Origin of the sequence: Romboutsia sedimentorum (genome assembly GCF_030131845.1) — a bacterium.
Taxonomy (GTDB): Bacteria; Bacillota; Clostridia; order Peptostreptococcales; family Peptostreptococcaceae; genus Romboutsia_D; species Romboutsia_D sedimentorum.
The window spans coordinates 116,608-140,095 of sequence record NZ_JASKYM010000003.1 but is presented as its reverse complement, the minus strand read 5'-3'; the positions used below and the strand labels follow the sequence as shown (position 1 = coordinate 140,095).

Here is a 23,488-nt window from a genome sequence, read left to right as displayed (position 1 = left end):
TTTATTATTTTAGTACTTTTATAAGATTAAATATTTGTGTAGTTGTTGAAACCATATTATTAATTGCATTTTCTTTATTCATAGCTTCATCTATTGTCATAGCTGAATTTATTATTGAAAAATACGCATCTATTCCTTCTTCATTACACTTAAGCGCATCATCTGTTGTACAACCTGCTATAGCTATAACTTTAGCTTTATATTTTTTAGCAAGTTTAGCTACTCCTATTGGTGCTTTTCCCATAGCTGTTTGATTATCTAATCTTCCTTCACCTGTTATAACAAAATCGGCATCTTTTATTATTTCGTCTAAATTTATTTCATCAAGTATTATTTTTATTCCTGATTCTAATTTTGAATTTAAAAATCCTAAGAAAGCAAATCCAAGTCCACCTGCTGCTCCAACACCTTCTATATGTGCTATATCTTTGTTTAGTTCTTTTTTTACTACTTCTGAGAAGTTTATAAGTCCTCTATCTAGTTCTTTAACTATTTCTTTACTTGCACCTTTTTGCGGTCCATATATATATGCTGCTCCATTTTTTCCATGTAAAGGGTTATTTACATCGCAAGCTATTTTAAAGCTACATTCATCCAACTCTTTTAATCTATTATCTATTTTTATACTTTTTATTTGATTTAGTACTTTTCCACCTAAACCTACTAAGTTATTATTTTCATCATAAAACTCATATCCTAATGCTTGAAGCATTCCGACTCCACCGTCATTAGTAGCACTTCCACCAATTCCTACTATAAAGTTTCTACAACCTTTTTGTATTGCTTCTTTTATTATTTCTCCAACCCCATAAGTATTTGTATTTAGAGGATTTCTAAGTTCTGTAGGAACTAATGGAAGTCCTGATGCCTGAGCCATCTCTATTATTGCTGTATTTGTATCTTTTAATATTCCATATTTTGCGTTTACTTTTTCATTTATAGGTCCTGTGACAGTTATTGTTTGCTCTTCACCATTCATCCCTTCTACTAATGCTTCTACCGTTCCTTCACCACCATCTGCTAGTGGCATTATTGTTATATCTGCATTATTATCAACATTTAATATACCTTTTTTAATTGCATTTCCTGCTTCAATTGAAGTTAAACTTCCTTTTAAAGAATCTATCGAAATTACGATTTTCATTTTAATCGCCTCCCTTTGTTAACATTATACCAAAGACGTTTTTGTAGACATATGTTACACGTGACAAATTAATACGTTTTCATTCAAATATCTTTAGTATATGTAACATTGATTTTATTTGAAAACTTACTAGTAGTAACTTAAGTTCTTTTCATGGTTATTGCTAAATATAGTATTACAGAATCATTGAAACTTCTTGGGTTTAATTTACACTTTTGATTTATTTTTTCTAGTTTATACTGAAGTGTATTTTTATGAATATATAAATCTTGTGCTGTTTGCTTTAGAGACATATCATTTTTATAATAATTCTCTAATAAACTTATCTCACTTTCATCTAAACTCTTTAAGATTTTTTCTATATATTGATTTTTCATTTGTGTATCTATACTTTCTAAAATTATTTCTAAATTTAAAGAATCTATGTAGGTTAATATTTTATTATTTTTTGTTGAATATTTAAGAGCTATTCGAGCTTCTTGGTAAGATTTATGAGTTTCATACAAACCTTTTAATTGCCCAACTCCACCACTTAAGTTACCCTTATATTTTTTTAGTGTATCAAAATAAACAGTCTTTAACTTTTTGTATCTTTCTTCATTTACTAAAGCTATAAACTCATTTGGATAAATATATATTTTAAAGATATTACCCATAGTATCAAATACTTTTTTTATATCATTTTCTATAATTTCCAAATCTGAAACACTATGATTTCTATTTATCTTCATTATGACTACTGCAAATTTTTGATTAATAGATATATTAAATTCTTTTAATATACCTTCTATTTCTAATTTATCTTCTACATCATCGTAAATCAAAGATTTAACTACATAATTTATTCTTTGCTTATCAGCTTCATGCTTATAGTTTAACTGTTGTTCTTTTATAAATATTTCAGTTATTTTCGTTACCAAAAATCCAAATTTACTTATTTCGCTTGGCTCTCCAGTTATTCCTATTGCGCCAACTGCAGTTTTATTTATTTTTATTGGGTAGTTTATTCCTTTCTTACTTCCTTCATATTCATCATTATCTCCTACTGTTATATTATTTAAAGTTTTTATAGCCTTATATCCAGCTTGATGAAAAGTGTTTAAACGATTTTTATCTGTGCTTCCTATTATAATTCCATTTATATCTATAAAATTTATATCTTTATCTACAACTTCTTTTACTGCTTTTACTATTTCTTGAGCTAAGTTTAAATTGATTTTATTTATTGCCATAGATTTATAACCTTCTTTTAGTATTTTTATAATATTATATCCTATTTATCTTAGTTTAATTTTAGATATAAATAAAGAGCCCTAGAAATATCTAGGGCTCTTTATATTATATATATTTAATTTATAAAATTATTTTTTTAAGTTATAGAAAGATTTTAATCCACAGTATCTAGCGCATTCTCCAACCATTTCTTCTATTCTTAATAATTGGTTGTATTTAGCAACTCTATCAGTTCTTGATGGAGCACCAGTTTTTATTTGTCCAGCGTTTACAGCTACAGCTAAGTCAGCTATAGTAGTATCTTCTGTTTCTCCTGATCTATGAGATATAACTGCAGTGTATCCAGCTCTCTTAGCCATTTCTATAGCATCTAAAGTTTCAGTTATAGTACCTATTTGGTTAACTTTAACTAATATAGAGTTTGCTACTCCAGCTTCTATTCCTCTTTCTAATCTTTCAGTGTTAGTTACGAATAAATCGTCTCCAACTAATTGGATTTTATTTCCTAATTTCTCAGTTAATAATTTCCATCCATCCCAATCTTCTTCATCTAATCCATCTTCTATAGTTATTATTGGGAAGTTTTCTACCCACTCAGCGTAGAAGTCAACCATTTCAGCTGCAGTTAATTCTTTTCCTTCTCCAGCTAAAACATATTTTTTAGTTTCTTTGTTGTACATTTCTGTAGCAGCAACGTCTAATCCTAACATTATATCTTCACCTGGCTTGTATCCAGCTTTAGATATAGCATCTACTATTAATTCTAAAGCAGCTCTGTTTGATGATAAGTTTGGAGCGAATCCACCTTCATCACCTACACCGCAAGCTAATCCGTTAGCAGCTAATACGTTCTTTAAAGAGTGGAATACTTCTGCACCCATTCTTAAAGCTTCTTTGAATGACTTAGCTCCTACTGGTAATATCATGAACTCTTGAACGTCAACGTTGTTATCAGCATGCTCTCCACCGTTTATTATGTTCATCATTGGTACTGGTAATTGCTTAGCATTTACTCCACCTATGTATTGGAATAATGGTAATCCTAATTCTTCAGCAGCAGCTCTAGCTACAGCCATAGAAACACCTAATATTGCATTAGCTCCTAATTTACCTTTGTTTGGAGTTCCATCTAATTCTATCATAACTGCATCTATAGTAGGTTGATCAGTAGCATCCATACCTTCTATTTCTGGAGCGATTATTTCATTTACGTTAGCAACAGCTTTCTCAACACCTTTTCCTAGGTATCTTGATTTGTCACCGTCTCTTAATTCAACTGCTTCGAAAGCACCTGTTGAAGCTCCTGATGGTACTATAGCTCTTCCAGTTGTTCCACTCTCTAATACTACCTCAACCTCTACAGTTGGGTTTCCTCTTGAATCTAAAACTTCTCTAGCGTATACTAATTCGATAACTGACATAATATATATCTCCTCTCGGTTTTTAGTAGTTGATTATATTCAACTAAATTTTTTAGTTTATATTTCATTATTACACATTTTAGTAAATTTGATAATTTTCATATTTAATAAAAATTTCTTTGATGGGTAAATTTATAATCTTCATATGATTTTTAACTATTTTTATTTACTATTTTATTATTAAAGAGTTACCAGTCATTTGTTCTGGCTTCTCTAAATTCATCATTGATAATATTGTAGGTGCTATATCACTTAATCTACCGTCTTCTTTTAACTTAGCAGATTTTAAATTTTCACCTACTGCGATAAATGGTACTGGGTTTGTTGAATGTGCTGTTATAGTTGTTTTAGTTTCTGGGTCTTGCATAAGTTCTGCATTACCATGGTCAGCAGTAATTAGCGCTTGTCCACCTTTAGAAATTATTTTTTCTACAACTCTTCCTACACATGTATCAACAGTTTCAACAGCCTTTATAGCCGCTTCAACTACTCCTGTATGTCCTACCATATCAGGATTAGCATAGTTTAGAACAATAAAATCATACTTATCTTCATCTATTTCTTTTAATAATTTATTAGTTAATTCATCAGCACTCATCTCTGGTTGTAAATCATAAGTTGCAACTCTTGGAGACGGTACTAATAATCTATCTTCATCTTTGTTAGGTTCTTCTACTCCGCCATTAAAGAAGAATGTAACGTGCGCATACTTTTCAGTCTCCGCTGCTCTTAATTGAGTTTTTCCATTCTTAGCTAAGTATTCTCCTAGTGTATTTTCAAGACTTTGAGGTCCAAAAGCTACATTTACATTTTTTATAGTTATATCATATGTAGTTAAACATACGAATAATGTTTTCATACAAGGTCTTTCAAATCCAACAAATTCATCACATACTAAAGCTCTTGTTATTTCTCTTGCTCTGTCTGGTCTAAAGTTACCAAATATAATAGAATCATCTTCTTTTATAAGACCTACTGGTTGACCATTTTCAACCATAACTGTTGGAATTACAAACTCATCATTCTTATCTTCATTGTAAGAGTTTTGAACAGCTTCTTTAGCACTAGTTGCTGTATTTCCTTTTCCTTGAACCATTGCATCATATGCAAGTTGTACTCTTTCCCATCTCTTATCTCTATCCATAGCATAGTATCTACCAGAAATCGAAGCAAATTTACCTACTCCACCTTCTTTCATATAGTTTTCTACATCTTCTATGAATTTTAAAGCACTTCTTGGGGCAACGTCTCTTCCATCTGTAAAAGCATGAACGAATACATTTTCTACACCATTATCTTTAGCCATTTTTATAATACCTTTTAAATGGTCTATATGAGAGTGAACTCCTCCATCAGATAATAATCCCATTAAGTGAAGAGAATGGTTCTTTGCATTTTGCATAGCTTTTAATAATACTTCATTTTCAAAGAAGTCTCCATCATTTATAGCTTTAGTAACTCTAGTTAAATCTTGATATACTACTCTTCCTGCCCCGATATTTGTGTGTCCCACTTCTGAGTTACCCATTTGTCCATCTGGAAGACCTACATCAAGTCCACTAGCTTTAATTAAAGTATGAGGATATTCTTTCATTATTTTATCTAAATTAGGAGTTTTGGCACCTAAAACAGCATTTCCTTCTACTATTTTACTTTCACCAAATCCATCCATTATTATTAATGCGATTGGTTTTTTCATATTCTTTCTCCTTAGAAATTAACAAGCTCTGTATAGTCACTTGCTGCTAAGCTAGCTCCACCAACTAAAGCTCCATCTATGTCACTTTGGTTCATTATTTCAGCTACGTTTGCAGGCTTAACACTTCCACCGTATTGAATTCTAACTTCATTAGCTAATTCACCGTAAAGTCCAGATACAACTTCTCTTATGTATTTGATTACATCGTTAGCGTCTTCGCTAGTTGCAGTTTTTCCAGTACCTATAGCCCATATTGGCTCATAAGCTATTACAACTTTAGCTATATCTTCTTTAGATACGTTTTCTAAAGCTTTTTCTACTTGAACTTTACAAACTGATTTAGTTTCAGTAGCTTCTCTTTGTTCTAGAGTTTCTCCACAACATAAGATTGGATCTATTCCAACTTCTAATGCTTTTAAAACTTTTTTGTTTACAGTTTCGTTAGTTTCATTGAAGTATTGTCTTCTTTCTGAATGACCTATTACAACATAGTCCATTTCTATTTCTTTTAACATAAGTGGAGATACTTCACCTGTAAATGCTCCATTTTCTTCAAAGTGCATATTTTGAGCACCTATTTTTATGTTAGTCCCTTTAGTTGCTTCTTTTAAATCTTTTAATAATGTAAAAGGTGCACATATTACAGCTTCCACCTTATCATTATTTACTTTATCTTTAACTTCATTCACAAATTCTAAAGATTGCGCTATAGTTTTGTGCATTTTCCAGTTACCTGCTATTATTGGTTTTCTCATTTTTTTATTCCTCCCACTTTTAGTTTAAATCTTTGAGAAATCTGAATTATTACAGATTTCTCGGACTTAATATTTTAATTTAATAAGGTAGTTTTACTTTAGTAAAACTAAACTGTGGTAATATTTATATATTAATGTTTGGCATATTTAAATGCCTTACGATTGTTTTCAAATTTATTTGTTATCTAAAGCTACTATTCCTGGTAATTCTTTACCTTCTAAGAATTCTAAAGATGCCCCACCACCAGTTGATACATGAGTCATTTTATCTCCAAATCCTAATTGGTTAACAGCTGCAGCTGAATCTCCACCACCTATTACAGTAGTAGCATCAGTTAATGCTGCCATAGCTTTAGCAACAGCTAATGTTCCACTTGCGAAGTTTTCAAATTCAAATACTCCCATTGGTCCATTCCATACTATTGTTTTAGAAGCATTTACTGTATTTACATACTCTTCAATAGTTTTAGGTCCTATATCTAATCCCATATGTCCTGCTGGTATATTAGCATCTTCAGTTATAACTGGAGCTATATCTGCAAATTTATCTGCAACAGCATTGTCTATTGGTAATAAGAATTTAACACCTTTAGCTTGTGCTTTAGTCATCATTTCTTTTGCATATTCTACTTTTTCTTCTTCAACTAATGAAGTCCCTATTTCGTATCCTTGAGCTTTTAAGAATGTATAAGCCATTCCTCCGCCTATTATTAAGTTGTCCACTTTTTCTAATAACTGCTCTATAACAGCTATTTTATCCGATACTTTCGCTCCCCCTAATATTGCAGTAAAAGGTCTCACTGGATTTGCAACTGCTTCTCCTAAGAACTTTAATTCCTTTTGTATTAAGTAACCACAAACTCTCTCTTGTAAAAATTCACCAGCACCTACTGTTGAACAGTGAGCTCTATGAGCAGTACCAAATGCATCATTTACAAATACTTCAGCTAATGAAGCTAATTCTTTAGAGAAGTTTTCTTCGTTTTTAGTTTCTTCTTTTCTGTATCTAGTGTTTTGTAGTAATACTACATCACCATTTTGCATTTTTTCTACAGCAGCTTTTGCATTTTCCCCTACAACGTTATCATCCGCTGCAAATACAACTTCTTTATTTAACATTTGTGATAATCTAGTAGCAACAGGTGCTAAAGATAACTCTGGTTTAGCTTCTCCTTTTGGTTTTCCTAAGTGAGAACATAATATAACTTTTGCTCCATTTTCGATTAAGTAAGTTATAGTAGGCATAGCCCCGTTTAATCTGTTTTCATCAGTTATTACACCATCTTTTAATGGTACATTGAAATCACATCTTACTAAGACTTTTTTCCCAGATACGTTTATATCTTCTATTGTTTTTTTGTTAAGCATTGACATATTTTTATCTCCTTTTAAAAATAAAGTTAACCCATTGTTAAGTATATTTTTTAACACCGAATTTATCATATCACATATTTTTTATTATATAACTTGATATTACACTATATTAGACTTTTAAAAAAGCCCTAAGCTTGCAGTTTTAAACTACAAGCTCGGACTCATATGAAATTACTTAGCTAAACCAGCGAAGTATCCTAATGTTCTTATTAATTGAGCAGTGTAAGACATTTCGTTATCGTACCAAGAAACAACTTTAACTAATTGCTCTCCGTTTACTTCCATAACTTTTGTTTGAGTTGCATCAAATAATGATCCGAAGTTTATTCCTATTATATCAGTAGATACTAATTGCTCTTCAGTGTATCCAAATGATTCGTTAGAAGCAGCTTTCATAGCAGCATTTATTTCTTCTACAGTAGTTTTCTTTGCTAATGTACAAACTAACTCAGTTAAAGAACCAGTTATAACTGGAACTCTTTGAGCTCCTCCGTCTAATTTACCTTTTAATTCAGGTATAACTAAACCTATAGCTTTTGCAGCTCCTGTAGTGTTAGGAACTATACTTGCAGCAGCAGCTCTACCTCTTCTTAAGTCACCTTTTGCATGAGGTCCATCTAATGTATTTTGATCATTAGTGTAAGCATGTATAGTAGTCATGAATCCTTTTTGTAATTCAAATTTATCATTTAATACTTTAGCCATTGGTGCTAAACAGTTAGTAGTACAAGAAGCTCCTGATATAACTGTTTCAGTTCCATCTAATACATCATTGTTTACGTTGAATACTACTGTTTTTATATCTCCTGTAGCAGGTGCAGATATAACAACTTTTTTAGCTCCAGCTTCTAAGTGAAGACCCGCTTTTTCTTGAGAAGTAAAGAATCCTGTACATTCTAATACTATATCTACGTTTAATTCTCCCCATGGTAAGTCAGCTGGGTTTCTTTCAGCTGTAACCTTTATTTCATTCCCGTTAACTACAAAAGCTCCATCTTTAACTTCTATTTCACCGTTAAATCTCCCTTGAGCTGAATCATACTTGAATAAGTGTGCTAAAGTTTTAGCATCTGTTAAGTCGTTTATTGCAACAACTTCAAACTTATCAGTTTGCTCCATTAATTTTCTTAACGCTAATCTACCTATTCTTCCAAATCCATTTATCGCAACTTTAACCATTGTGTTACCTCCTAAAAGTAAATTTGTGTATATATATATGACTAGCAATGCTAGTTAATCACTATTGTTATAATTCTAAAATTCTATTAGCACTTTCTTCATCAGTTATAAGTACCATATTTTTATTTATATTTGTCATCGCTATAAGTGCATCCGCTTTTCTAGTTCCTGCGAATATAGCTATGCTTTCTCTAACATTTTTAAATGTTTCTAAGTGAATACCTACTGTATTCAATTTACAAACTATCTCGCCTTTTTCATTAAAGTAGTGTCCAAAGGCCTCTCCTATAGCACCTTTTTCAACAATTTCTTCAACCTTTTCTATCGGAAGCTTTCTTCTTATTGCCATTTCACCAGCAATTCCTATTCCAAATACTAATATATCAGTTTTTGCTATCATATCTAATGTGTTTTTTATTTGAGGTTCTTGAGTAAGTGTTTTCATTGATTCTTCGCCTAGTTCATCTGGTATATGTAATAATTTATAGTGAGAATTTAGTTTTTTACTAGTTGTCGCCACTACATTATTAGACTGAATTTCAACGTCTTTTCCCATACTTCCTCTAGCAGGAACTACAGTTACGTTTTCATACTTCTTATCAGTCTTTATAGTATTTGAAAATTCAAACATAGTGCTTCCACCTGTTATGGATACTACGTCTTCATCTTTTAAAATACTTAAGAAATACTCAGCACCACATTTGGCTACATCTTTTATTAAACTTGGATTACTGTCATAACTACCAGGTACAAGTAAAACTTTTTTGATACCAAGTTTTTCTCTTACCTTCTCTTGTAATGTTGACAATCCCATGATGTCATTCATCATGTCTTTAAGTTCATCTAAAAGTTTTATACCTTCTTGAGTTATGGTCATTCCCGATACCGCTACATCTATAAGATTTTGTTCTTTTAGAAATTCAGTTTCTGATCTTACTACTCTTTCACTAATTCCTAAAACATTTGATAATGTTCTTCGACCGATTGGCTCGCTCAAAGATATTTGTCTTAAAATACAGTATCTTCTTTCCATAAGCTCCATAACTTGTGGAATTAACTTCTGTTGAATTTTTAATAAGCTTTTCATATCATGCTCCTTATTATTGTCTTAGCCAGGGACTTTTTTTGTCCCTTGCGTTTATTTTAGTCCCACAAGATAGTTTTATTTTAAATGAAATGAAGAGATTTTTCAATAGTTTTTATGATATTTTTATCTTTTTTTATTTTTTTAGTACTCTTTTCTCTTACTAGACGACAGTATGCCCAAATTTTCTCTGTATTTTGCAACCGTTCTCCTAGCCACAGTTATCCCTTCTTCTTTCAAAATCTTGGCTATTTGGTCATCACTTAAAGGCTTTCTCTTATTTTCCTTCTTTATCTTATCCCCTATCATTTTTTTTATACTTGTACTAGATACACAAGTATCATCTTCTGATTCAAGTGAACTACTAAAGAAGTACTTAAATTCAAACATTCCATACGGAGTTAGCATATATTTACCATTTACACCTCTACTAATTGTAGATTCATGAAAGTCTAATTGCTGTGCAATATCTTTCATCCTCATTGGTTTTATATGTTTAGTTCCGTGCCTAAAAAATTCTTCTTGTGATTTTACAATTTCTTCTGCAATTTTTAAAATTGTAGATTTCCTACTTTGTATATTTTTAATTAATAAAGTAGCTGCATTTAATTTTTCTTTTATAAATTCTTTTGTATCATCATCTGATTGTGAATTCTTTAAAATTTCTCTGTAAAAATTATTTATTTTTATTTTGCAAGAATCTTTATTATTGCTATAAACAATAAACTGATTTTCAATTTTTTCTACTGTCACATCAGGTTGTACATATACAGTTTTTTCTATGCAACATAATTTGCCTGGCTTTGGATCTAGTGTTTTAATTATATTAATTAAATTTACACACTTTTGTAATGGCATGTTATATTTTTTACTTATTTCCTTATATTTATTGCTTGCTATTAAGTTTAAGTCTTTGCAAACTATGTCTTCTAACACTTCGTTGTATATTCCTAGATTTTGCATTTGTATCATTAAACATTCTGATAAATTTCTGGCACCTACTCCACTTGGTTCCAATTGTTGAATATTTAATAAACAACTTTCAAATAAATCTTTATCTATTTCTAATATATCAATTATTTCATTTTCATCAGTTCTTAGATATCCATCTTCATCTAAACTATCTATAATATATTTACAAATCTCTATTTCTTTTTTGCTCAACTTGTATAAATTTATTTGAAGATATAAGTGTTCATATATATTCGATGAATATTTAATCATATTTTCTAAATCTATATCATTATCTGAATTATAGTTAACTTCATTTTTATCTACTCTAATTGATTTTTCCATATCTTTTACATATGCTTCCCAGTTTATTTCACCTGTTCTCTCCACATCTAACAATGGATTTTCTTCTGATTCTCTTTTTATTTCTTCTTCTACTTCTAACTTACTCATGTTTAATATTTTTAAAGATTGCTTTAATGAAGTTGTCATTACTAGCTTTTGAGATTGTGTAAGTTCTAGAGTCTGATTAAAATTCATAATTTCCGCCTCACAATTAGTCATTTTCGTATAAAAAAATCCTTTTATACAAGTATATTTTAACATACATCTTGCGTAAAAGGATTCATTGGCCTACATATCTTTTAATATGTTTAATAATTCTTCTTCTGTATATTTATATTTCGAATTACAGAATTGGCAACCTATTTCAGCTTCTTTATCTTCTTCTATTATTGAAGCTAATTCTTTTTTCCCTATTGCTATTAATACTTTTTGTACTCTTTCTTTTGAACACTCACATTCAAATCCAACTTCTACTTTATCTAGTACTCTTGGGTTTAATCCTTCAAGAACTATATTTAATATATCTTCTGGAGTATTTCCATCAGTCATCATATTAGTTATAGATGTTAATTTAGCCACATTTTCTTCTAATTTAGATATTACTTCTTCAGTAGCATCTGGCATTAATTGAACTATAAATCCTCCAGCATGTTCTACTTTCATACCTGTAGTTAAAACTCCTAATGCTACTACCGATGGTGTTTGTTCTGATAGTGCAAAGTAATGAGTTAAGTCTTGTGCTATCTCTCCACTTACTAATGGATATGCGCCATTGTATGGCTCTCTAAGACCTAGGTCCTTAGTTACCTTTACAACACCATCATTTCCTACTGCAGCGGCTACATTAAGCTTTCCATTTTCATAGTCAGGCACTTCTACATTTGGATTTTCTACGTATCCTTTTACTACACCTTTTACGTTTGATGTAGCAAGTATAGTTCCTATTGGTCCGCCACCTTTTATTATAACAGTTAATTTGTCGCCATCATTTTTCATCATTAGTCCCATCATAGATGTAACTGTTAGCGTTCTACCAAATGCTGCTGTTGCAACTTTAGTAGTATTATGTAGCTTTCTAGCTTCTTCTACCATGTTTGTTGTTGTTGCTACGAAAGCTCTTAATTGTCCATCTCCTGCTGTCGCTCTTATTACGTAATCCTTCATAATATTCCTCCGTTAATTGAATCTATTTTTTGCATACAAAGAATATTCTTTGACTATCTTGTTTTGGAGCTTCAAACGTGAAATCTCCATAAACTTTTATATTTTTAAATCCTGATGATTTTAGCATATCTAATATTTCGTCTTCAGTGTAAGCTCTTTGTTGATGAACTTCTTCAAATCTTTCAAATTTTTCAAATTCATCTTTTATAAAGAATGCTAATTCCATTTCTACTAAATTTTCTTCATCATCAAAATAATTTTGCCACATATAAGCTATATCATCTCTATTTTCTCCATACATATTGTTTCCAAGTATAGTTGATAATTTGTAGAATGAACTTATATCAAATATAAATACTCCATCTTCTTTTAGTAGTTCATAAGTTTTAGTAAATACATTTTCTAAATCATCATCATATGTTATGTAGTTAAACCCATCACAAGCACATAATACACAATCTAAATTAGTTATATCAAAATCTAATTGTGCTATATCTTGTTGAAGTAAAACTAATTCAACACCTTCTTTTTCTGCTTTTTCTCTAGCTACACTAAGCATTTCCTCAGATATATCAATTCCTGCTATATCATAGTTTTTCTTAGTAAGTGGTATAGTTAAATTACCTGTTCCACAAGCTAATTCTAATATATTTTGTACCTTTGCATTTTCATTTTTTATTATGTCTTCTATATATTTAACCCATCCATTATAATCAACTTCATTCATAAGTTCATCATAAATAAATGCAAAATCTCTATATTGATCCATCGTCTTTGTCTTTGTCCTCCATCATCTTTTTCTTTTGTTTTTTTCGTGAAGTAAGCATACCTCCAATTCTTCCAGCTTCTTTAGCTGTAAGCCCTGCCCAACCTGCTTCACTAACCTTATCTAGTAGCCCAAGTTCTGAAGCTATTTCATATTTCATTATATCATTATCTGTCAATATTTTGCTCTTTTTGCTATTGCTCTTACTTTTTTTACCTGGTTTATTTAATAATTCATTATTCATAAAAAAACACCCCTTTACGTATTTATATTTTTGTCATTTAAAGAAATTTTATACAAATATTTTAAGGGGTATAAAAAGAATCAGTGGTAGATAATTTAAATACAATTATAAGACAATAATTATCTTATAGTTAAACTTTAATATGATTTAATCTAACTATATATCTGTTTATATTTTTATTATCCCTTTATGATTTAATAATTTCATATAAATTTCTACACCATCAACTAAAACTTCTTCATCAAAATTAAAATTCAAACTGTGAAGTCCATGTACAAATCCTTTTTGTTCTTCTCGTGAACCAAGCATAAAAAATAACCCTGGAACTTCCATTTGATAATAAGAAAAATCTTCAGATATCATAAGCGGATCTAGCTCTATAATTTTATCTTTTCCTATAGCTTCTATAAATTCTCCAACTAGTTTTTTATCATTATTTACTGATGGATAATCATCTCTTATTTCAACATTTATTTTACAATTGTATGAAAGCTCAAACCCCTTGGAAATTTCTTTTAATCTTTCTTTCATGTTGTTATATACTTTAGGATTGAAGGTCCTTATAGTCCCTTTTAATTCTACATTTTCAGCAATTATATTTCTCTTAGTTCCACCATTTATTGTTCCTATGCTTAGAACTGCAGTATCTATAGGACTTACATTTCTAGATACTATAGTTTGTAAACTATTAACAAGGTTTGATGCTATAACAATACCATCAATTCCATTTTGAGGCATTGCACCGTGACCACTTTTGGCTACTATATTTATATCAAAATCCCCAATTTGAGCCATAAAATAGCCTTCTCTTATTCCTACATAGCCTTTTTCTATTTCTGGATATATATGAAGACCATAAATTTCATCAATATTATATTTATCTATTATGCCCTCTTCTATTAATGCACTAGCTCCCCCAGGACCTTCCTCAGCCGGTTGAAATATAAATGCTATATTGTCATTTAAATTAGCCTTATTTTCATTTATAAACTCCAATAGTCCTAATAATATGCTAGTGTGTCCATCATGACCACATAAGTGTTTTACACCATCTTCTGTAGTTAGTCCATCAATATCAGCTCTAAAAGCAATAGTCTTATTTCCAACATTACCTTTTATAATTCCAGTTGTAGCAGTTTGTATATATACATCATATTTAATACCTATTTTGTCTAAATAGTCTCTTATATATTTTGATGTTTCAAACTCTTTTCTGCCTTTTTCTGCAATACAGTTTAATGATTTTCTATGATTGAAAATATTTTCTTTTAAGCCTTTTATGTCTGTCATATTATATTCCCTTCCTTGTTAATTTTTTTATTAATATGTATTGTATCCTAATATTTTATATATTAAAAGGTATTTTATTATTTAAACTAGAATACATTTAATCCCTCTTGAATAGCTTTTATAATAGGTATTTCAAAATTTTAGTTTTGGGGGGATTTTAATGAAAAAAATAAATATCGCTATAGTTGGTGCTACTGGAATGGTTGGAAGAACTCTTTTAAAAGTTTTAGAAGAAAGACACTTCCCTATTAATAATTTATTCTTATTCTCTTCAGCTAAATCAGCAGGCTCTACTGTTACTTTCAATGGTAGCGAATACTTAGTTGAAGAAATAAATGAAGATGTATTTAACAGAGATATACAAATAGCTTTATTTGCTGCAGGTGGAGAAGTTAGTTCAAAATATGCTCCTATCGCTGCATCTAAAGGAGTTATAGTTGTAGACAACTCTAGTCACTTTAGAATGGATAAAGAGGTTCCATTAGTAGTTCCAGAGGTCAATCCAGAAGCTGTAAAAAGTCACAAAGGAATAATAGCTAATCCTAACTGTTCAACTATACAAGCGATGGTTCCACTTAAACCTCTTAATGATAAATATAAAATAAAAAGAGTTATATACTCTACATACCAAGCCGTTTCTGGTTCTGGTGTAAGAGGAATTAAAGATTTAGAAGATGGGGTTAAAGGCGAAACTAATAAATTCTACCCTCATCCAATAGCTTACAACTGTCTTCCTCATATAGATGTATTTACTGATAATGGATATACAAAAGAAGAATTAAAAATGATAAATGAAACTATGAAAATATTTAATAATTATGACATGAAAGTTACAGCTACTACTGTAAGAGTACCTGTTAGAAATAGTCACAGTGAATCTATAAATATTGAGTTTGAAGAAGCTTTTGAATTAACTAACTTGGTAAATTGCCTTGAAAAAATGCAAGGGGTTGTGGTTGTTGATAATCCTGAGTCTAATGAATATCCGACAGCTGTTGATTGTACTGGAAAAGATGAAGTATTTGTTGGAAGAATAAGAAGAGACTTTAGTGTTGATAATGGCATTAATATATGGGTTGTAGCTGACAATATAAGAAAAGGCGCTGCTACTAATGCAGTTCAAATAGCTGAGTTATTGCTGTCTTATAACTTAGTTTAATCTAAATATTTATATGCAATAATTTACTTGTTAATAGTAGCAATGTTTTTTTATAAGAATACAATAAAATTATAGGGTACCTGTAAAGGTAAATTTAATATAAAGGGGTTTTATATATGATATTTAAAGGTTCTGCTGTTGCTTTAGTTACACCATTTTTAGAAACTGGTATTGATTTTGAAACATTAGGAAAATTAGTTGAGTACCATATCAAAAACCACACTGATGCATTAGTTGTATGCGGTACTACTGGTGAAGCTACTACTATGAGTGATGATGAACAACTTGCTGTTATTAAATATGTTGTTGATAAAGTTCAAAAAAGAATACCTGTTATAGCTGGTACTGGTTCTAATGATACTATGCACTCTATTTATTTAAGTCAAGAAGCTGAAAGGCTTGGAGTTGATGGCTTATTAGTTATAACACCTTATTATAATAAAACTAATCAAAGTGGTCTTAAAATTCATTTTGAAACAATAGCTAAAAGTGTTGGGCTACCTATAATACTTTATAATGTTCCAGGAAGAACTTCTATGAATTTAAAACCTAGTTTGGTTGCTGAATTAGCTAAAATTGATAATATAGTTGCTGTTAAAGAAGCTAGTGGAGATTTAGCTCAAGTTGCTGAAATTGCTAGATTAGTTCCAAAAGATTTTGCTATATATTCAGGAAATGATGATTCTATACTTCAATTATTATCTGTTGGTGGTAGTGGGGTTATATCAGTTCTTGCTAATGTTTGTCCTAAGGAAACTCATGATTTAGTTCAAAAATTCTTTGATGGAGATATAGAAGGTGCTAGAGAATTACAACTTGGTATGAAACCATTAATAAATGCTTTATTTATAGAAGTGAATCCAATACCTGTAAAAACTGCAATGAATTTATTAGGATTTGATGTTGGAAAACTTAGACTTCCTCTTTATCAAATGGATGATAAAAACTTAGAAGTATTAAAACAAGAATTAGTTAATAGAGGTTTTAAATTATAGGAGGAATTATGTTAAAAGTTATAATTAATGGATGTCTAGGTAAAATGGGAAAAGTTCTAACTAGATGCGTTCAAGAAGATGAAGATTTAAAATTAGTTTGCGGAGTTTCTCAAAATCCAATTAATAATGGTTCATTTGATATATATCCTAAAATGAATGATATAAATGAAGGTGCAGACGTTATAATAGATTTTTCACATCATTCTACTTTAAATGATGTCTTAACTTTTGCAATTAAAACAAAAACTCCTTTAGTAATCGCTACTACTGGATATAACGAAGATGAATTAAATAAAATAAAAGAAGCTTCTAAAATCATACCTATATTCCACTCTTCTAATATGTCTTTAGGTGTGAATGTTTTATTAAAATTAGTTAAGGAAGCTACTAAAATGTTAAATAACTTTGATATTGAAGTTATAGAAAAACATCATAATAAAAAAGTTGATGCTCCTAGTGGGACTGCAATTATGATAGCTAATGCTGCTAAAGATGTTTTGCCTAATGTTGAATACAACTATGGTAGATATGGTCGTAAAGCCAAAAGAAGTGAAAATGAAATAGGAATACACGCTATAAGAGGCGGAACTATAGTTGGTGAACATGATGTTATATACGCAGGACATGATGAAGTTGTTGAATTAAAGCATATTGCTCAGTCTAAGGATATTTTTGCTAAAGGATCCATAACTGCTGCTAAATACTTAGTTAATCAAATTCCCGGATACTATAATATGGATAACATGCTAAGTTAATTGAAAGGAGACATCTAATGATAAATTTAAATGATGCTTATGAAATAGCTAAATATATCAAGAATTCAAAAAAAGTAACTCCTGTTAAAGTTTATGTAAACGGAAAATTTTTGAAATTTAATAAAAATGATGAATTCAAGGTATTTGGTTCTAATGGTTCCTACATTTTAATAGGTGACTATGAACAAATACTTAAAGAATTAGAAAGTATAAAACCTCATATCGATGATATTCATATTGAGTATGATAGAAGAAATTCAGCAATACCTATTTATAACTACTTACATGAACATGCACGTATAGAACCAGGTTGTATTATTAGAGATATGGTTTCAATAGGTAATAATGCTGTTATAATGATGGGCGCTGTTATAAATATAGGTGCTATTATTGGTGAAAATTCTATGATAGATATGAATGCTGTAATCGGTGCTAGAGGTATAATTGGTAAAAATGTTCATCTTGGTGCGGGTGCTGTAGTTGCTGGAGTTTTAGAGCCACCTTCTGCTTCTCCTGTAATAATAGAGGATGATGTTATGATAGGTGCTAATGCTGTAATACTTGAGGGTGTTAGGGTCGGAAAAGGATCAGTTGTTGCTGCTGGTGCTATTGTTACTCATGATGTAGACCCTGGATGTGTTGTTGCTGGTTCTCCTGCAAAAGTAATAAAGATGAAAGATGAGAAAACTTCTGGCAAAACTAAACTTATGAATGGTCTTAGAGATTTAGATTAAAAAAGCAAGGTGATTTAAAAATCACCTTGCTTTTTTAATTATTATTTATTTAGCAAGTCGTCAAATTTAGCAATATCATCTTTGTTAATATACATAGTCTTAGTTTCATTATTTTCATATGTTAAAACTAGGTCTCTATATTTATAACTTATAGAAGAATTCTTAAATTCATATTTTTTAACATCACTAAATCTATATAATTTTCCATCATTCAAAATTAATCCTTCTTTATATACTATTCCTTCTTTGGAATCAAGCATCATATATATCTTAGACAATATAGTTAACAGTGTAATTATTACTACAAGTATAACAATCGTAAGTTTTAATTGTTCTATCAATGGTATCGTTGAAAAATTTTCAATTATATATATAACATTCACTCCTAGAACTATCTCTATACTATCTGCGATAATCATAATTGGTATATACCCATGATAAATAAATGAATCTTTATCATCTTCTTGCTTGCAGTATATACTAATTCTATTAAAAACTTTTTTCTTCGTTTTTTAGATTATGTATAGTTTTTATAACTTGGTATGCAACAATCACAGACCATGCTATTAAAAATGCAGAAATTACATATGTATTCCCTCTGAAAAATAGCAACGCTATACCTAAAACTATTAATAATCCCTTCTCGTATTTACTCATACCTGTCCCCCTATAAAATATAGCTATTAATCTATATTTTATGTTTTTACATTATATTGAACGTTTACTTTCTTTGTTTCTTATCATTTATTTCAGCAACTAACGCAGTAATAAAACTGTATATCGCCATTACAATTAGCCACATGATTATAATAAATGAACTTTCACCTCCTAGCATATACGAATATAACAGTAATATTATTCCTGCACCACTTAATACCATTTTTAATTTGTTTGAAGTCATACAACATACCCCTTTTCATTATTTATAAATTTATAATAATTAAAAACTATACTTAAATTAAATATAAATATTTAAGATAATACACATTAAGAACACACAGATGAGTTTATCGAATGTAGTACATACTCAAATTAAATGTCCTAATTTTTATGTACTTATTTTTTTACTCCAATTGATTCTAGAATATAATATAACATTCTCTCACTTCTTGTTATAATTTTTGCTTCACACAACATACCGGATTTAATATAACTAACTTCCCCTTTGTTGCTATGTAAAACATTTGAATTTAAACTACCTTCTCCAGTAAAAAATGACATACCAGTTTCACTATTTACCTTCGAATCTGGGCTTATACCTTCTAATTTACCTTCTAAAAAACCATATTCTCTATAAGGTAGAGCTTCAAAACTATACTTTATATCTTTAGCAATTTTTATATTAGCTATATCTTTAGTTGGTATCATTAAGTCTATCTTATAATCCTCGGAATTAGGAATTACATTAGCAACTATAGCCCCTGTTTGTAAAACTAATCCTGATTGTAGATTTACATTTACATTCATTTTTCCATCACAAGGGGATTTAACAATACATTTTGCTATATTTTCCTCTATTTGTTTTTTATTTTCTTCTAATCCTTTTTTATTTTCATTATTTATGTTTATTTTTTCTTCTATTTGTCCCAAAATGGTTGTTTTATTCTTATCTTTACTTATATCTTGTGATTCATCTAAGCTTTTTAAATTACTATCTAAGCCACCTACACTTTGATTAGCTTTATCGATAGAAACTTTAATTTGAGCTATTGTATCATTTTTAAGTTTTTCTAATTCCTCTTTGCTATTTTTAAGTTCTAACTCTATCTGACTTGTTTGTTGTTTTTTCTCATTTGTACTAGCTTTAATTAACTCTAATTGTTGACTATCATCTTGTTGTATCTCGTTTATTTTTTTAATATCAGATTCAATTTGTTGGTTTAAATCACTTTTAGTGTTATTTAACTGTTCAATTTTATTTTGAATAATTTGTTTTGAACTCATATAGCTTTCATATTGAGCACTATATGCTGAATCTTTCTTATTATAGTTTTTTTCTGAGGTAATTGACTTACTAAGTGTTTCTAAATTCGATTTTTCATTATTAAGTTCATCTTTTGAATTAGAGATATTATTCTTTTCAGCTAAAGAAACATTATTACCCGCTTCATAACTTTTAAATTTATAGTAATATTCTTTTTCTTTGTCATTATTATTAAAATAATTTTTATTATCAACGATACATTTATTAAGCTTATTAAGGTTGGTATTATCATTATTTACCTTTTCTATTTGCTCATCTATTTGTTTATTTTGATTTTCTAAATCAATAGAATCAATTTCAAATAATATATCTCCATTTGATACACTTTCTCCATTTTTCATTTTCACACTTTTAACTTCACCTTGAACGATATTAGAAATAGTTTGTATTTCACTATTTGGTCTTACTACACCAGATGCCTTAACTACTATTTCCTTCTCACTAAACCATGTCCATATAAAAAATGTTAGTATCAGTAATAATAATATATAAATAAATATCACTATAAATTTATTTGGTTTAGATTCCATAACTTGTCTACTATCACTTAAATTATTTATATCATCTATCTTAAACTTCAACTGTAACAACCTCCTTAGATTGAATTTCTTCAATATTATTTATTTCAGGAAGTTGTTCTTTCCAAAGCTTATAATATCTACCCTCTTGCTCTAACAGCTCTTTATGATTACCCTTTTCTATAATTTCACCTTTTTCTAAAATATAGATATTATCACATCTCATAATAGTACTTAATCTATGAGCAATTATAATAGTTGTCATACCTTCACTAAACTTATGAATAGTTCTTTCTATAGCTTTTTCTGTTATAGAATCAAGGTTACTTGTAGCCTCATCCATTATAAGTATCTCTGGCTTTCTAAGAATAGCCCTTGCTATTGATATTCTTTGCTTTTGTCCACCTGAGAAATTAGATCCATTCTCTTCCACTAAAGTGTTATATCTTAATGGTAGTGAATTTATAAAGTCATGAATTTGAGCTTTTTTACAAGCATCTATAATCTCTTCATAAGTTAAATACGGATTTCCAAGCATTAAATTTTCTATTATAGTTCCATTAAATAAAAACGTCTCTTGGGAAATATACGCTATCTTATCCCTTAATGATTCAACATTAATATCTAATAGATTATAGTCATTTACTATAATTTCACCTTTTTCACATTGATAGAAATTAAGTAATAGCTTAGCTAAAGTAGTTTTTCCTGACCCACTTTCTCCAACTAAGGCTATTCTCTCCCCTTTGTTAATATTCATATTTATATTCTTCAAAATAAGACTCCTAGTTCCATATCTAAAGTCAAGATTTTTAAATTCGATATTACCTTTTAAAGATTTAGGATTTATTTTTTTATGTTCTTCTTCTGATTTTTCAAGTTCTAAATCTAATATTTCACTTAATCTTTCAGCTGCAACAATTGCAGTTTGAAGAGTTGGTTGTAAGTTTATTATATTTTCTATAGGGTCTAAGAAATAAGCTAATAAAGCATTAAAACTTAGAAGTTCCCCAAATGAAATATTTCCATTTAATACTTGAATAGACCCAATCCAAATAATAGCTATAGCAAAAATACCTTCTACTAAACGCTTTAAAGAACCCTGTAAATTGTTTATACACTCATTTTTAAATATAGCCTTAATAAATTGTATAAATCTTTTTTCAGTTTCTAAATTAACCTCTCTCTCTGAATTAAAAGCCTTTATAGTTTCTATACCGTTTAGAGATTCTATTAAATATGATGTTAACTTAGCATTTTTCTCCATAGTTTCTCTGTTAATTTGCTCTATGCTACTTTTAAATGCAAAAACAATTATTCCATATAATACTAGCTGAACTATAGTTAATGCAAATAACGAAGGACTTTGAGAATACAATATAAATCCACCTATTAAAACCATAAACACATCAATCATCATAGTAAGCGCAACACCTGATATAGCTTGTCTTATTTTTGATGCATCATTAAATCTCGATATAATTTCGCCAACTTCTCTTGTTCCAAAGAAATTCATAGGTAAATTAATTACATGTTCATAATATCCCAACATCAGTGGTATATCTAGTTTTTGACCTAAATGAACAAGTAATTGTGTTCTAAATGCCTCTGTAATAACTTTAAATACAGCTAGTAATATAAATCCAATAGAAAAAGTAGTTAATGACTGACTTAAATTGTTAGGAACTATATCATCTAATAAGAACTTAAAATAAAAAGATCCTACTAATCCAAAAACAGTTATAAGCATAGATGCTAAAAATATATTTATTAATAATACTTTTTGCGGTTTTAATAATTCAAAAAATCTAGTAAATACTCCTTTAACTTCATTTCCTTTCTTAAAATCTGAAGTAGGTGTAAGTATTATTAAAACACCCGTCCAAATATTAAAGAAATCACTTGGTTTGTATTTAACTATCCCTTTACCAGGGTCAGCTACAATAATCTCTTTTTCACTTATTTTATGTATAACCACATAATGAAGCATTGTTTTGTCAATAACAACATGAGCTATAGCTGGAAGTGGTATTTCACCAAAGATATCTTCAGGTTTATTTGCCTTAACACCTTTTGCAGAAAATCCTAGCTTTTCAGCAGCTTGTATAACCCCTAAAGCACTCGTCCCCTCTTTATCCGTCCCTGAAACTTCTCTTATTTTAGATATAGGATACTTTAGTCCATATGTTTTACATATAGTTGCCAAACATGCACATCCACAGTCTTTATAATCATGTTGCTTTATGCAATAATATTTTTTCAACGTGTTCCTCCCTTTTGTATATAAGTATTAGATATTGTGACCATATATTTTATGTTGAAAAAAGTAAATACCTTTTGACTGAATAGTACATTTTTGAGTGTGAATAGTTTATTGTTTTAGCTGAATAATTTTTACTATTCTATTCAGTCAAGAAAACCTACTATTCAGTCATTTTTTGTAATTTTTTTTATTTTTTATGCTACTATTATTTTAAATTAAATAAGGAGGTTTATATTATGAATGAATTGAAATTTGAAGAATTACAAGAAGTTAATGGTGGTGCTAGTTGGAATACAACTCCATATAAATGTTTTGGAGCTGTTGTTCTCGGCACTGCTGCAGGAGCGCTTACTACTGGGGGTAACCCATTGGGCATAGCGGGAGGTTACCTGGCTGGTACAGGATATTGTGCAAAATAAAATAATAAAAAT

23 protein-coding genes are annotated in these 23,488 nt (G+C 29.5%); 5 read left to right on the top strand and 18 right to left on the bottom strand.

The window, feature by feature from the left end; translation table 11 throughout:
• Nucleotides 1–4: 4 nt before the first annotated feature.
• The 13 genes from QOZ84_RS08875 to QOZ84_RS08815 all read right to left on the bottom strand — a co-directional run bounded on the left by QOZ84_RS08875 (nucleotide 5) and on the right by QOZ84_RS08815 (nucleotide 14,649).
• A complete protein-coding gene (locus QOZ84_RS08875) occupies nucleotides 5–1,144 on the bottom strand; it encodes a glycerate kinase (RefSeq protein WP_284132603.1) in 1,140 nt (379 codons plus the stop codon).
• A gap of 140 nt (nucleotides 1,145–1,284) precedes the next feature.
• Entirely contained in the window at nucleotides 1,285–2,376 is a 1,092-nt protein-coding gene (locus tag QOZ84_RS08870) for a CdaR family transcriptional regulator (protein ID WP_284132602.1), read from the bottom strand.
• A gap of 129 nt (nucleotides 2,377–2,505) precedes the next feature.
• Nucleotides 2,506–3,798 carry a phosphopyruvate hydratase gene (gene eno, locus QOZ84_RS08865; protein WP_284132601.1) on the bottom strand — a complete coding sequence of 431 codons (1,293 nt, stop codon included), beginning with the start codon at nucleotides 3,796–3,798 and terminating at the stop codon, nucleotides 2,506–2,508.
• Between the two features lie 169 nt (nucleotides 3,799–3,967).
• Nucleotides 3,968–5,497, bottom strand: coding sequence for a 2,3-bisphosphoglycerate-independent phosphoglycerate mutase (gene gpmI, locus QOZ84_RS08860; protein ID WP_284132600.1), 1,530 nt, complete (start codon nucleotides 5,495–5,497; stop codon nucleotides 3,968–3,970).
• An 11-nt stretch (nucleotides 5,498–5,508) separates the two neighbouring features.
• Nucleotides 5,509–6,252: a triose-phosphate isomerase gene (gene tpiA, locus QOZ84_RS08855; RefSeq protein ID WP_284132599.1), complete on the bottom strand. Its 744-nt coding sequence runs from the start codon at nucleotides 6,250–6,252 to the stop codon at nucleotides 5,509–5,511.
• A gap of 174 nt (nucleotides 6,253–6,426) precedes the next feature.
• The gene (locus QOZ84_RS08850) at nucleotides 6,427–7,626 is read right to left on the bottom strand and encodes a phosphoglycerate kinase (RefSeq protein ID WP_284132598.1); all 1,200 of its coding nucleotides are present in this window, start codon (nucleotides 7,624–7,626) and stop codon (nucleotides 6,427–6,429) included.
• A gap of 171 nt (nucleotides 7,627–7,797) precedes the next feature.
• Entirely contained in the window at nucleotides 7,798–8,805 is a 1,008-nt protein-coding gene (gene gap, locus QOZ84_RS08845; RefSeq protein WP_284132597.1) for a type I glyceraldehyde-3-phosphate dehydrogenase, read from the bottom strand.
• A 67-nt stretch (nucleotides 8,806–8,872) separates the two neighbouring features.
• Nucleotides 8,873–9,892 carry a sugar-binding transcriptional regulator gene (locus QOZ84_RS08840; protein WP_284132596.1) on the bottom strand — a complete coding sequence of 340 codons (1,020 nt, stop codon included), beginning with the start codon at nucleotides 9,890–9,892 and terminating at the stop codon, nucleotides 8,873–8,875.
• Between the two features lie 141 nt (nucleotides 9,893–10,033).
• Complete coding sequence (gene rpoN, locus QOZ84_RS08835) at nucleotides 10,034–11,380, bottom strand: RNA polymerase factor sigma-54 (RefSeq protein WP_284132595.1); 1,347 nt, start codon at nucleotides 11,378–11,380, stop codon at nucleotides 10,034–10,036.
• 93 nt (nucleotides 11,381–11,473) lie between these two features.
• The gene (hslO, locus tag QOZ84_RS08830) at nucleotides 11,474–12,349 is read right to left on the bottom strand and encodes an Hsp33 family molecular chaperone HslO (protein WP_026902219.1); all 876 of its coding nucleotides are present in this window, start codon (nucleotides 12,347–12,349) and stop codon (nucleotides 11,474–11,476) included.
• 22 nt (nucleotides 12,350–12,371) lie between these two features.
• Entirely contained in the window at nucleotides 12,372–13,118 is a 747-nt protein-coding gene (locus QOZ84_RS08825) for a class I SAM-dependent methyltransferase (protein ID WP_284132594.1), read from the bottom strand.
• On the bottom strand, nucleotides 13,105–13,359 hold the full coding sequence (locus tag QOZ84_RS08820; RefSeq protein WP_026902221.1) for a small, acid-soluble spore protein, alpha/beta type: 255 nt from the start codon (nucleotides 13,357–13,359) through the stop codon (nucleotides 13,105–13,107). The genes QOZ84_RS08825 and QOZ84_RS08820 overlap by 14 nt, the downstream gene beginning before the upstream one ends.
• A 168-nt stretch (nucleotides 13,360–13,527) precedes the next feature.
• Nucleotides 13,528–14,649: an amidohydrolase gene (locus QOZ84_RS08815; protein WP_284132593.1), complete on the bottom strand. Its 1,122-nt coding sequence runs from the start codon at nucleotides 14,647–14,649 to the stop codon at nucleotides 13,528–13,530.
• Between the two features lie 160 nt (nucleotides 14,650–14,809).
• Here QOZ84_RS08815 and QOZ84_RS08810 point away from each other — a divergent pair, with 160 nt between their 5' ends.
• From QOZ84_RS08810 to dapD, 4 genes are all read left to right on the top strand, one after another.
• Nucleotides 14,810–15,808 (top strand): aspartate-semialdehyde dehydrogenase, encoded by a 999-nt coding sequence (locus QOZ84_RS08810; RefSeq protein ID WP_284132592.1) that lies wholly within the window; start codon nucleotides 14,810–14,812, stop codon nucleotides 15,806–15,808.
• Nucleotides 15,809–15,924: 116 nt separating this feature from the next.
• Nucleotides 15,925–16,803: a 4-hydroxy-tetrahydrodipicolinate synthase gene (gene dapA, locus QOZ84_RS08805; protein ID WP_284132591.1), complete on the top strand. Its 879-nt coding sequence runs from the start codon at nucleotides 15,925–15,927 to the stop codon at nucleotides 16,801–16,803.
• Between the two features lie 8 nt (nucleotides 16,804–16,811).
• Complete coding sequence (dapB, locus tag QOZ84_RS08800) at nucleotides 16,812–17,558, top strand: 4-hydroxy-tetrahydrodipicolinate reductase (RefSeq protein WP_284132590.1); 747 nt, start codon at nucleotides 16,812–16,814, stop codon at nucleotides 17,556–17,558.
• A 17-nt stretch (nucleotides 17,559–17,575) separates the two neighbouring features.
• Nucleotides 17,576–18,292, top strand: a complete 717-nt coding sequence (gene dapD, locus QOZ84_RS08795) for a 2,3,4,5-tetrahydropyridine-2,6-dicarboxylate N-acetyltransferase (RefSeq protein WP_284132589.1) — start codon at nucleotides 17,576–17,578, stop codon at nucleotides 18,290–18,292.
• A gap of 41 nt (nucleotides 18,293–18,333) precedes the next feature.
• Here the strand turns inward: dapD and QOZ84_RS08790 are convergent, their stop codons facing one another.
• From QOZ84_RS08790 to QOZ84_RS08770, 5 genes are all read right to left on the bottom strand, one after another.
• Nucleotides 18,334–18,711: a hypothetical protein gene (locus QOZ84_RS08790; RefSeq protein WP_284132588.1), complete on the bottom strand. Its 378-nt coding sequence runs from the start codon at nucleotides 18,709–18,711 to the stop codon at nucleotides 18,334–18,336.
• A 70-nt stretch (nucleotides 18,712–18,781) separates the two neighbouring features.
• Nucleotides 18,782–18,949, bottom strand: coding sequence for a hypothetical protein (locus QOZ84_RS08785; RefSeq protein ID WP_284132587.1), 168 nt, complete (start codon nucleotides 18,947–18,949; stop codon nucleotides 18,782–18,784).
• Between the two features lie 64 nt (nucleotides 18,950–19,013).
• Entirely contained in the window at nucleotides 19,014–19,193 is a 180-nt protein-coding gene (locus QOZ84_RS08780; RefSeq protein ID WP_284132586.1) for a hypothetical protein, read from the bottom strand.
• 155 nt (nucleotides 19,194–19,348) lie between these two features.
• Nucleotides 19,349–20,857, bottom strand: coding sequence for a putative HlyD family type I secretion protein (locus tag QOZ84_RS08775; protein ID WP_284132585.1), 1,509 nt, complete (start codon nucleotides 20,855–20,857; stop codon nucleotides 19,349–19,351).
• Nucleotides 20,847–23,057, bottom strand: a complete 2,211-nt coding sequence (locus tag QOZ84_RS08770; protein ID WP_284132584.1) for a peptidase domain-containing ABC transporter — start codon at nucleotides 23,055–23,057, stop codon at nucleotides 20,847–20,849. The genes QOZ84_RS08775 and QOZ84_RS08770 overlap by 11 nt, the downstream gene beginning before the upstream one ends.
• Before the next feature lie 236 nt (nucleotides 23,058–23,293).
• On the opposite strand from QOZ84_RS08770, the gene QOZ84_RS08765 reads away from it, so the two are divergent.
• Complete coding sequence (locus QOZ84_RS08765) at nucleotides 23,294–23,476, top strand: Blp family class II bacteriocin (protein WP_284132583.1); 183 nt, start codon at nucleotides 23,294–23,296, stop codon at nucleotides 23,474–23,476.
• Nucleotides 23,477–23,488: the final 12 nt, after the last annotated feature.

What these genes read in the sequence shown, in the direction of transcription:
- QOZ84_RS08875 (WP_284132603.1), bottom strand. Translation starts at nt 1,144, where the DNA reads ATGAAAATCGTAATTTCGATAGATTCTTTAAAAGGAAGTTTAACTTCA.
- QOZ84_RS08870 (WP_284132602.1), bottom strand. Translation starts at nt 2,376, where the DNA reads ATGGCAATAAATAAAATCAATTTAAACTTAGCTCAAGAAATAGTAAAA.
- eno (WP_284132601.1), bottom strand. Translation starts at nt 3,798, where the DNA reads ATGTCAGTTATCGAATTAGTATACGCTAGAGAAGTTTTAGATTCAAGA.
- gpmI (WP_284132600.1), bottom strand. Translation starts at nt 5,497, where the DNA reads ATGAAAAAACCAATCGCATTAATAATAATGGATGGATTTGGTGAAAGT.
- tpiA (WP_284132599.1), bottom strand. Translation starts at nt 6,252, where the DNA reads ATGAGAAAACCAATAATAGCAGGTAACTGGAAAATGCACAAAACTATA.
- QOZ84_RS08850 (WP_284132598.1), bottom strand. Translation starts at nt 7,626, where the DNA reads ATGTCAATGCTTAACAAAAAAACAATAGAAGATATAAACGTATCTGGG.
- gap (WP_284132597.1), bottom strand. Translation starts at nt 8,805, where the DNA reads ATGGTTAAAGTTGCGATAAATGGATTTGGAAGAATAGGTAGATTAGCG.
- QOZ84_RS08840 (WP_284132596.1), bottom strand. Translation starts at nt 9,892, where the DNA reads ATGAAAAGCTTATTAAAAATTCAACAGAAGTTAATTCCACAAGTTATG.
- rpoN (WP_284132595.1), bottom strand. Translation starts at nt 11,380, where the DNA reads ATGAATTTTAATCAGACTCTAGAACTTACACAATCTCAAAAGCTAGTA.
- hslO (WP_026902219.1), bottom strand. Translation starts at nt 12,349, where the DNA reads ATGAAGGATTACGTAATAAGAGCGACAGCAGGAGATGGACAATTAAGA.
- QOZ84_RS08825 (WP_284132594.1), bottom strand. Translation starts at nt 13,118, where the DNA reads ATGGATCAATATAGAGATTTTGCATTTATTTATGATGAACTTATGAAT.
- QOZ84_RS08820 (WP_026902221.1), bottom strand. Translation starts at nt 13,359, where the DNA reads ATGAATAATGAATTATTAAATAAACCAGGTAAAAAAAGTAAGAGCAAT.
- QOZ84_RS08815 (WP_284132593.1), bottom strand. Translation starts at nt 14,649, where the DNA reads ATGACAGACATAAAAGGCTTAAAAGAAAATATTTTCAATCATAGAAAA.
- QOZ84_RS08810 (WP_284132592.1), top strand. Translation starts at nt 14,810, where the DNA reads ATGAAAAAAATAAATATCGCTATAGTTGGTGCTACTGGAATGGTTGGA.
- dapA (WP_284132591.1), top strand. Translation starts at nt 15,925, where the DNA reads ATGATATTTAAAGGTTCTGCTGTTGCTTTAGTTACACCATTTTTAGAA.
- dapB (WP_284132590.1), top strand. Translation starts at nt 16,812, where the DNA reads ATGTTAAAAGTTATAATTAATGGATGTCTAGGTAAAATGGGAAAAGTT.
- dapD (WP_284132589.1), top strand. Translation starts at nt 17,576, where the DNA reads ATGATAAATTTAAATGATGCTTATGAAATAGCTAAATATATCAAGAAT.
- QOZ84_RS08790 (WP_284132588.1), bottom strand. Translation starts at nt 18,711, where the DNA reads ATGATTATCGCAGATAGTATAGAGATAGTTCTAGGAGTGAATGTTATA.
- QOZ84_RS08785 (WP_284132587.1), bottom strand. Translation starts at nt 18,949, where the DNA reads ATGAGTAAATACGAGAAGGGATTATTAATAGTTTTAGGTATAGCGTTG.
- QOZ84_RS08780 (WP_284132586.1), bottom strand. Translation starts at nt 19,193, where the DNA reads ATGACTTCAAACAAATTAAAAATGGTATTAAGTGGTGCAGGAATAATA.
- QOZ84_RS08765 (WP_284132583.1), top strand. Translation starts at nt 23,294, where the DNA reads ATGAATGAATTGAAATTTGAAGAATTACAAGAAGTTAATGGTGGTGCT.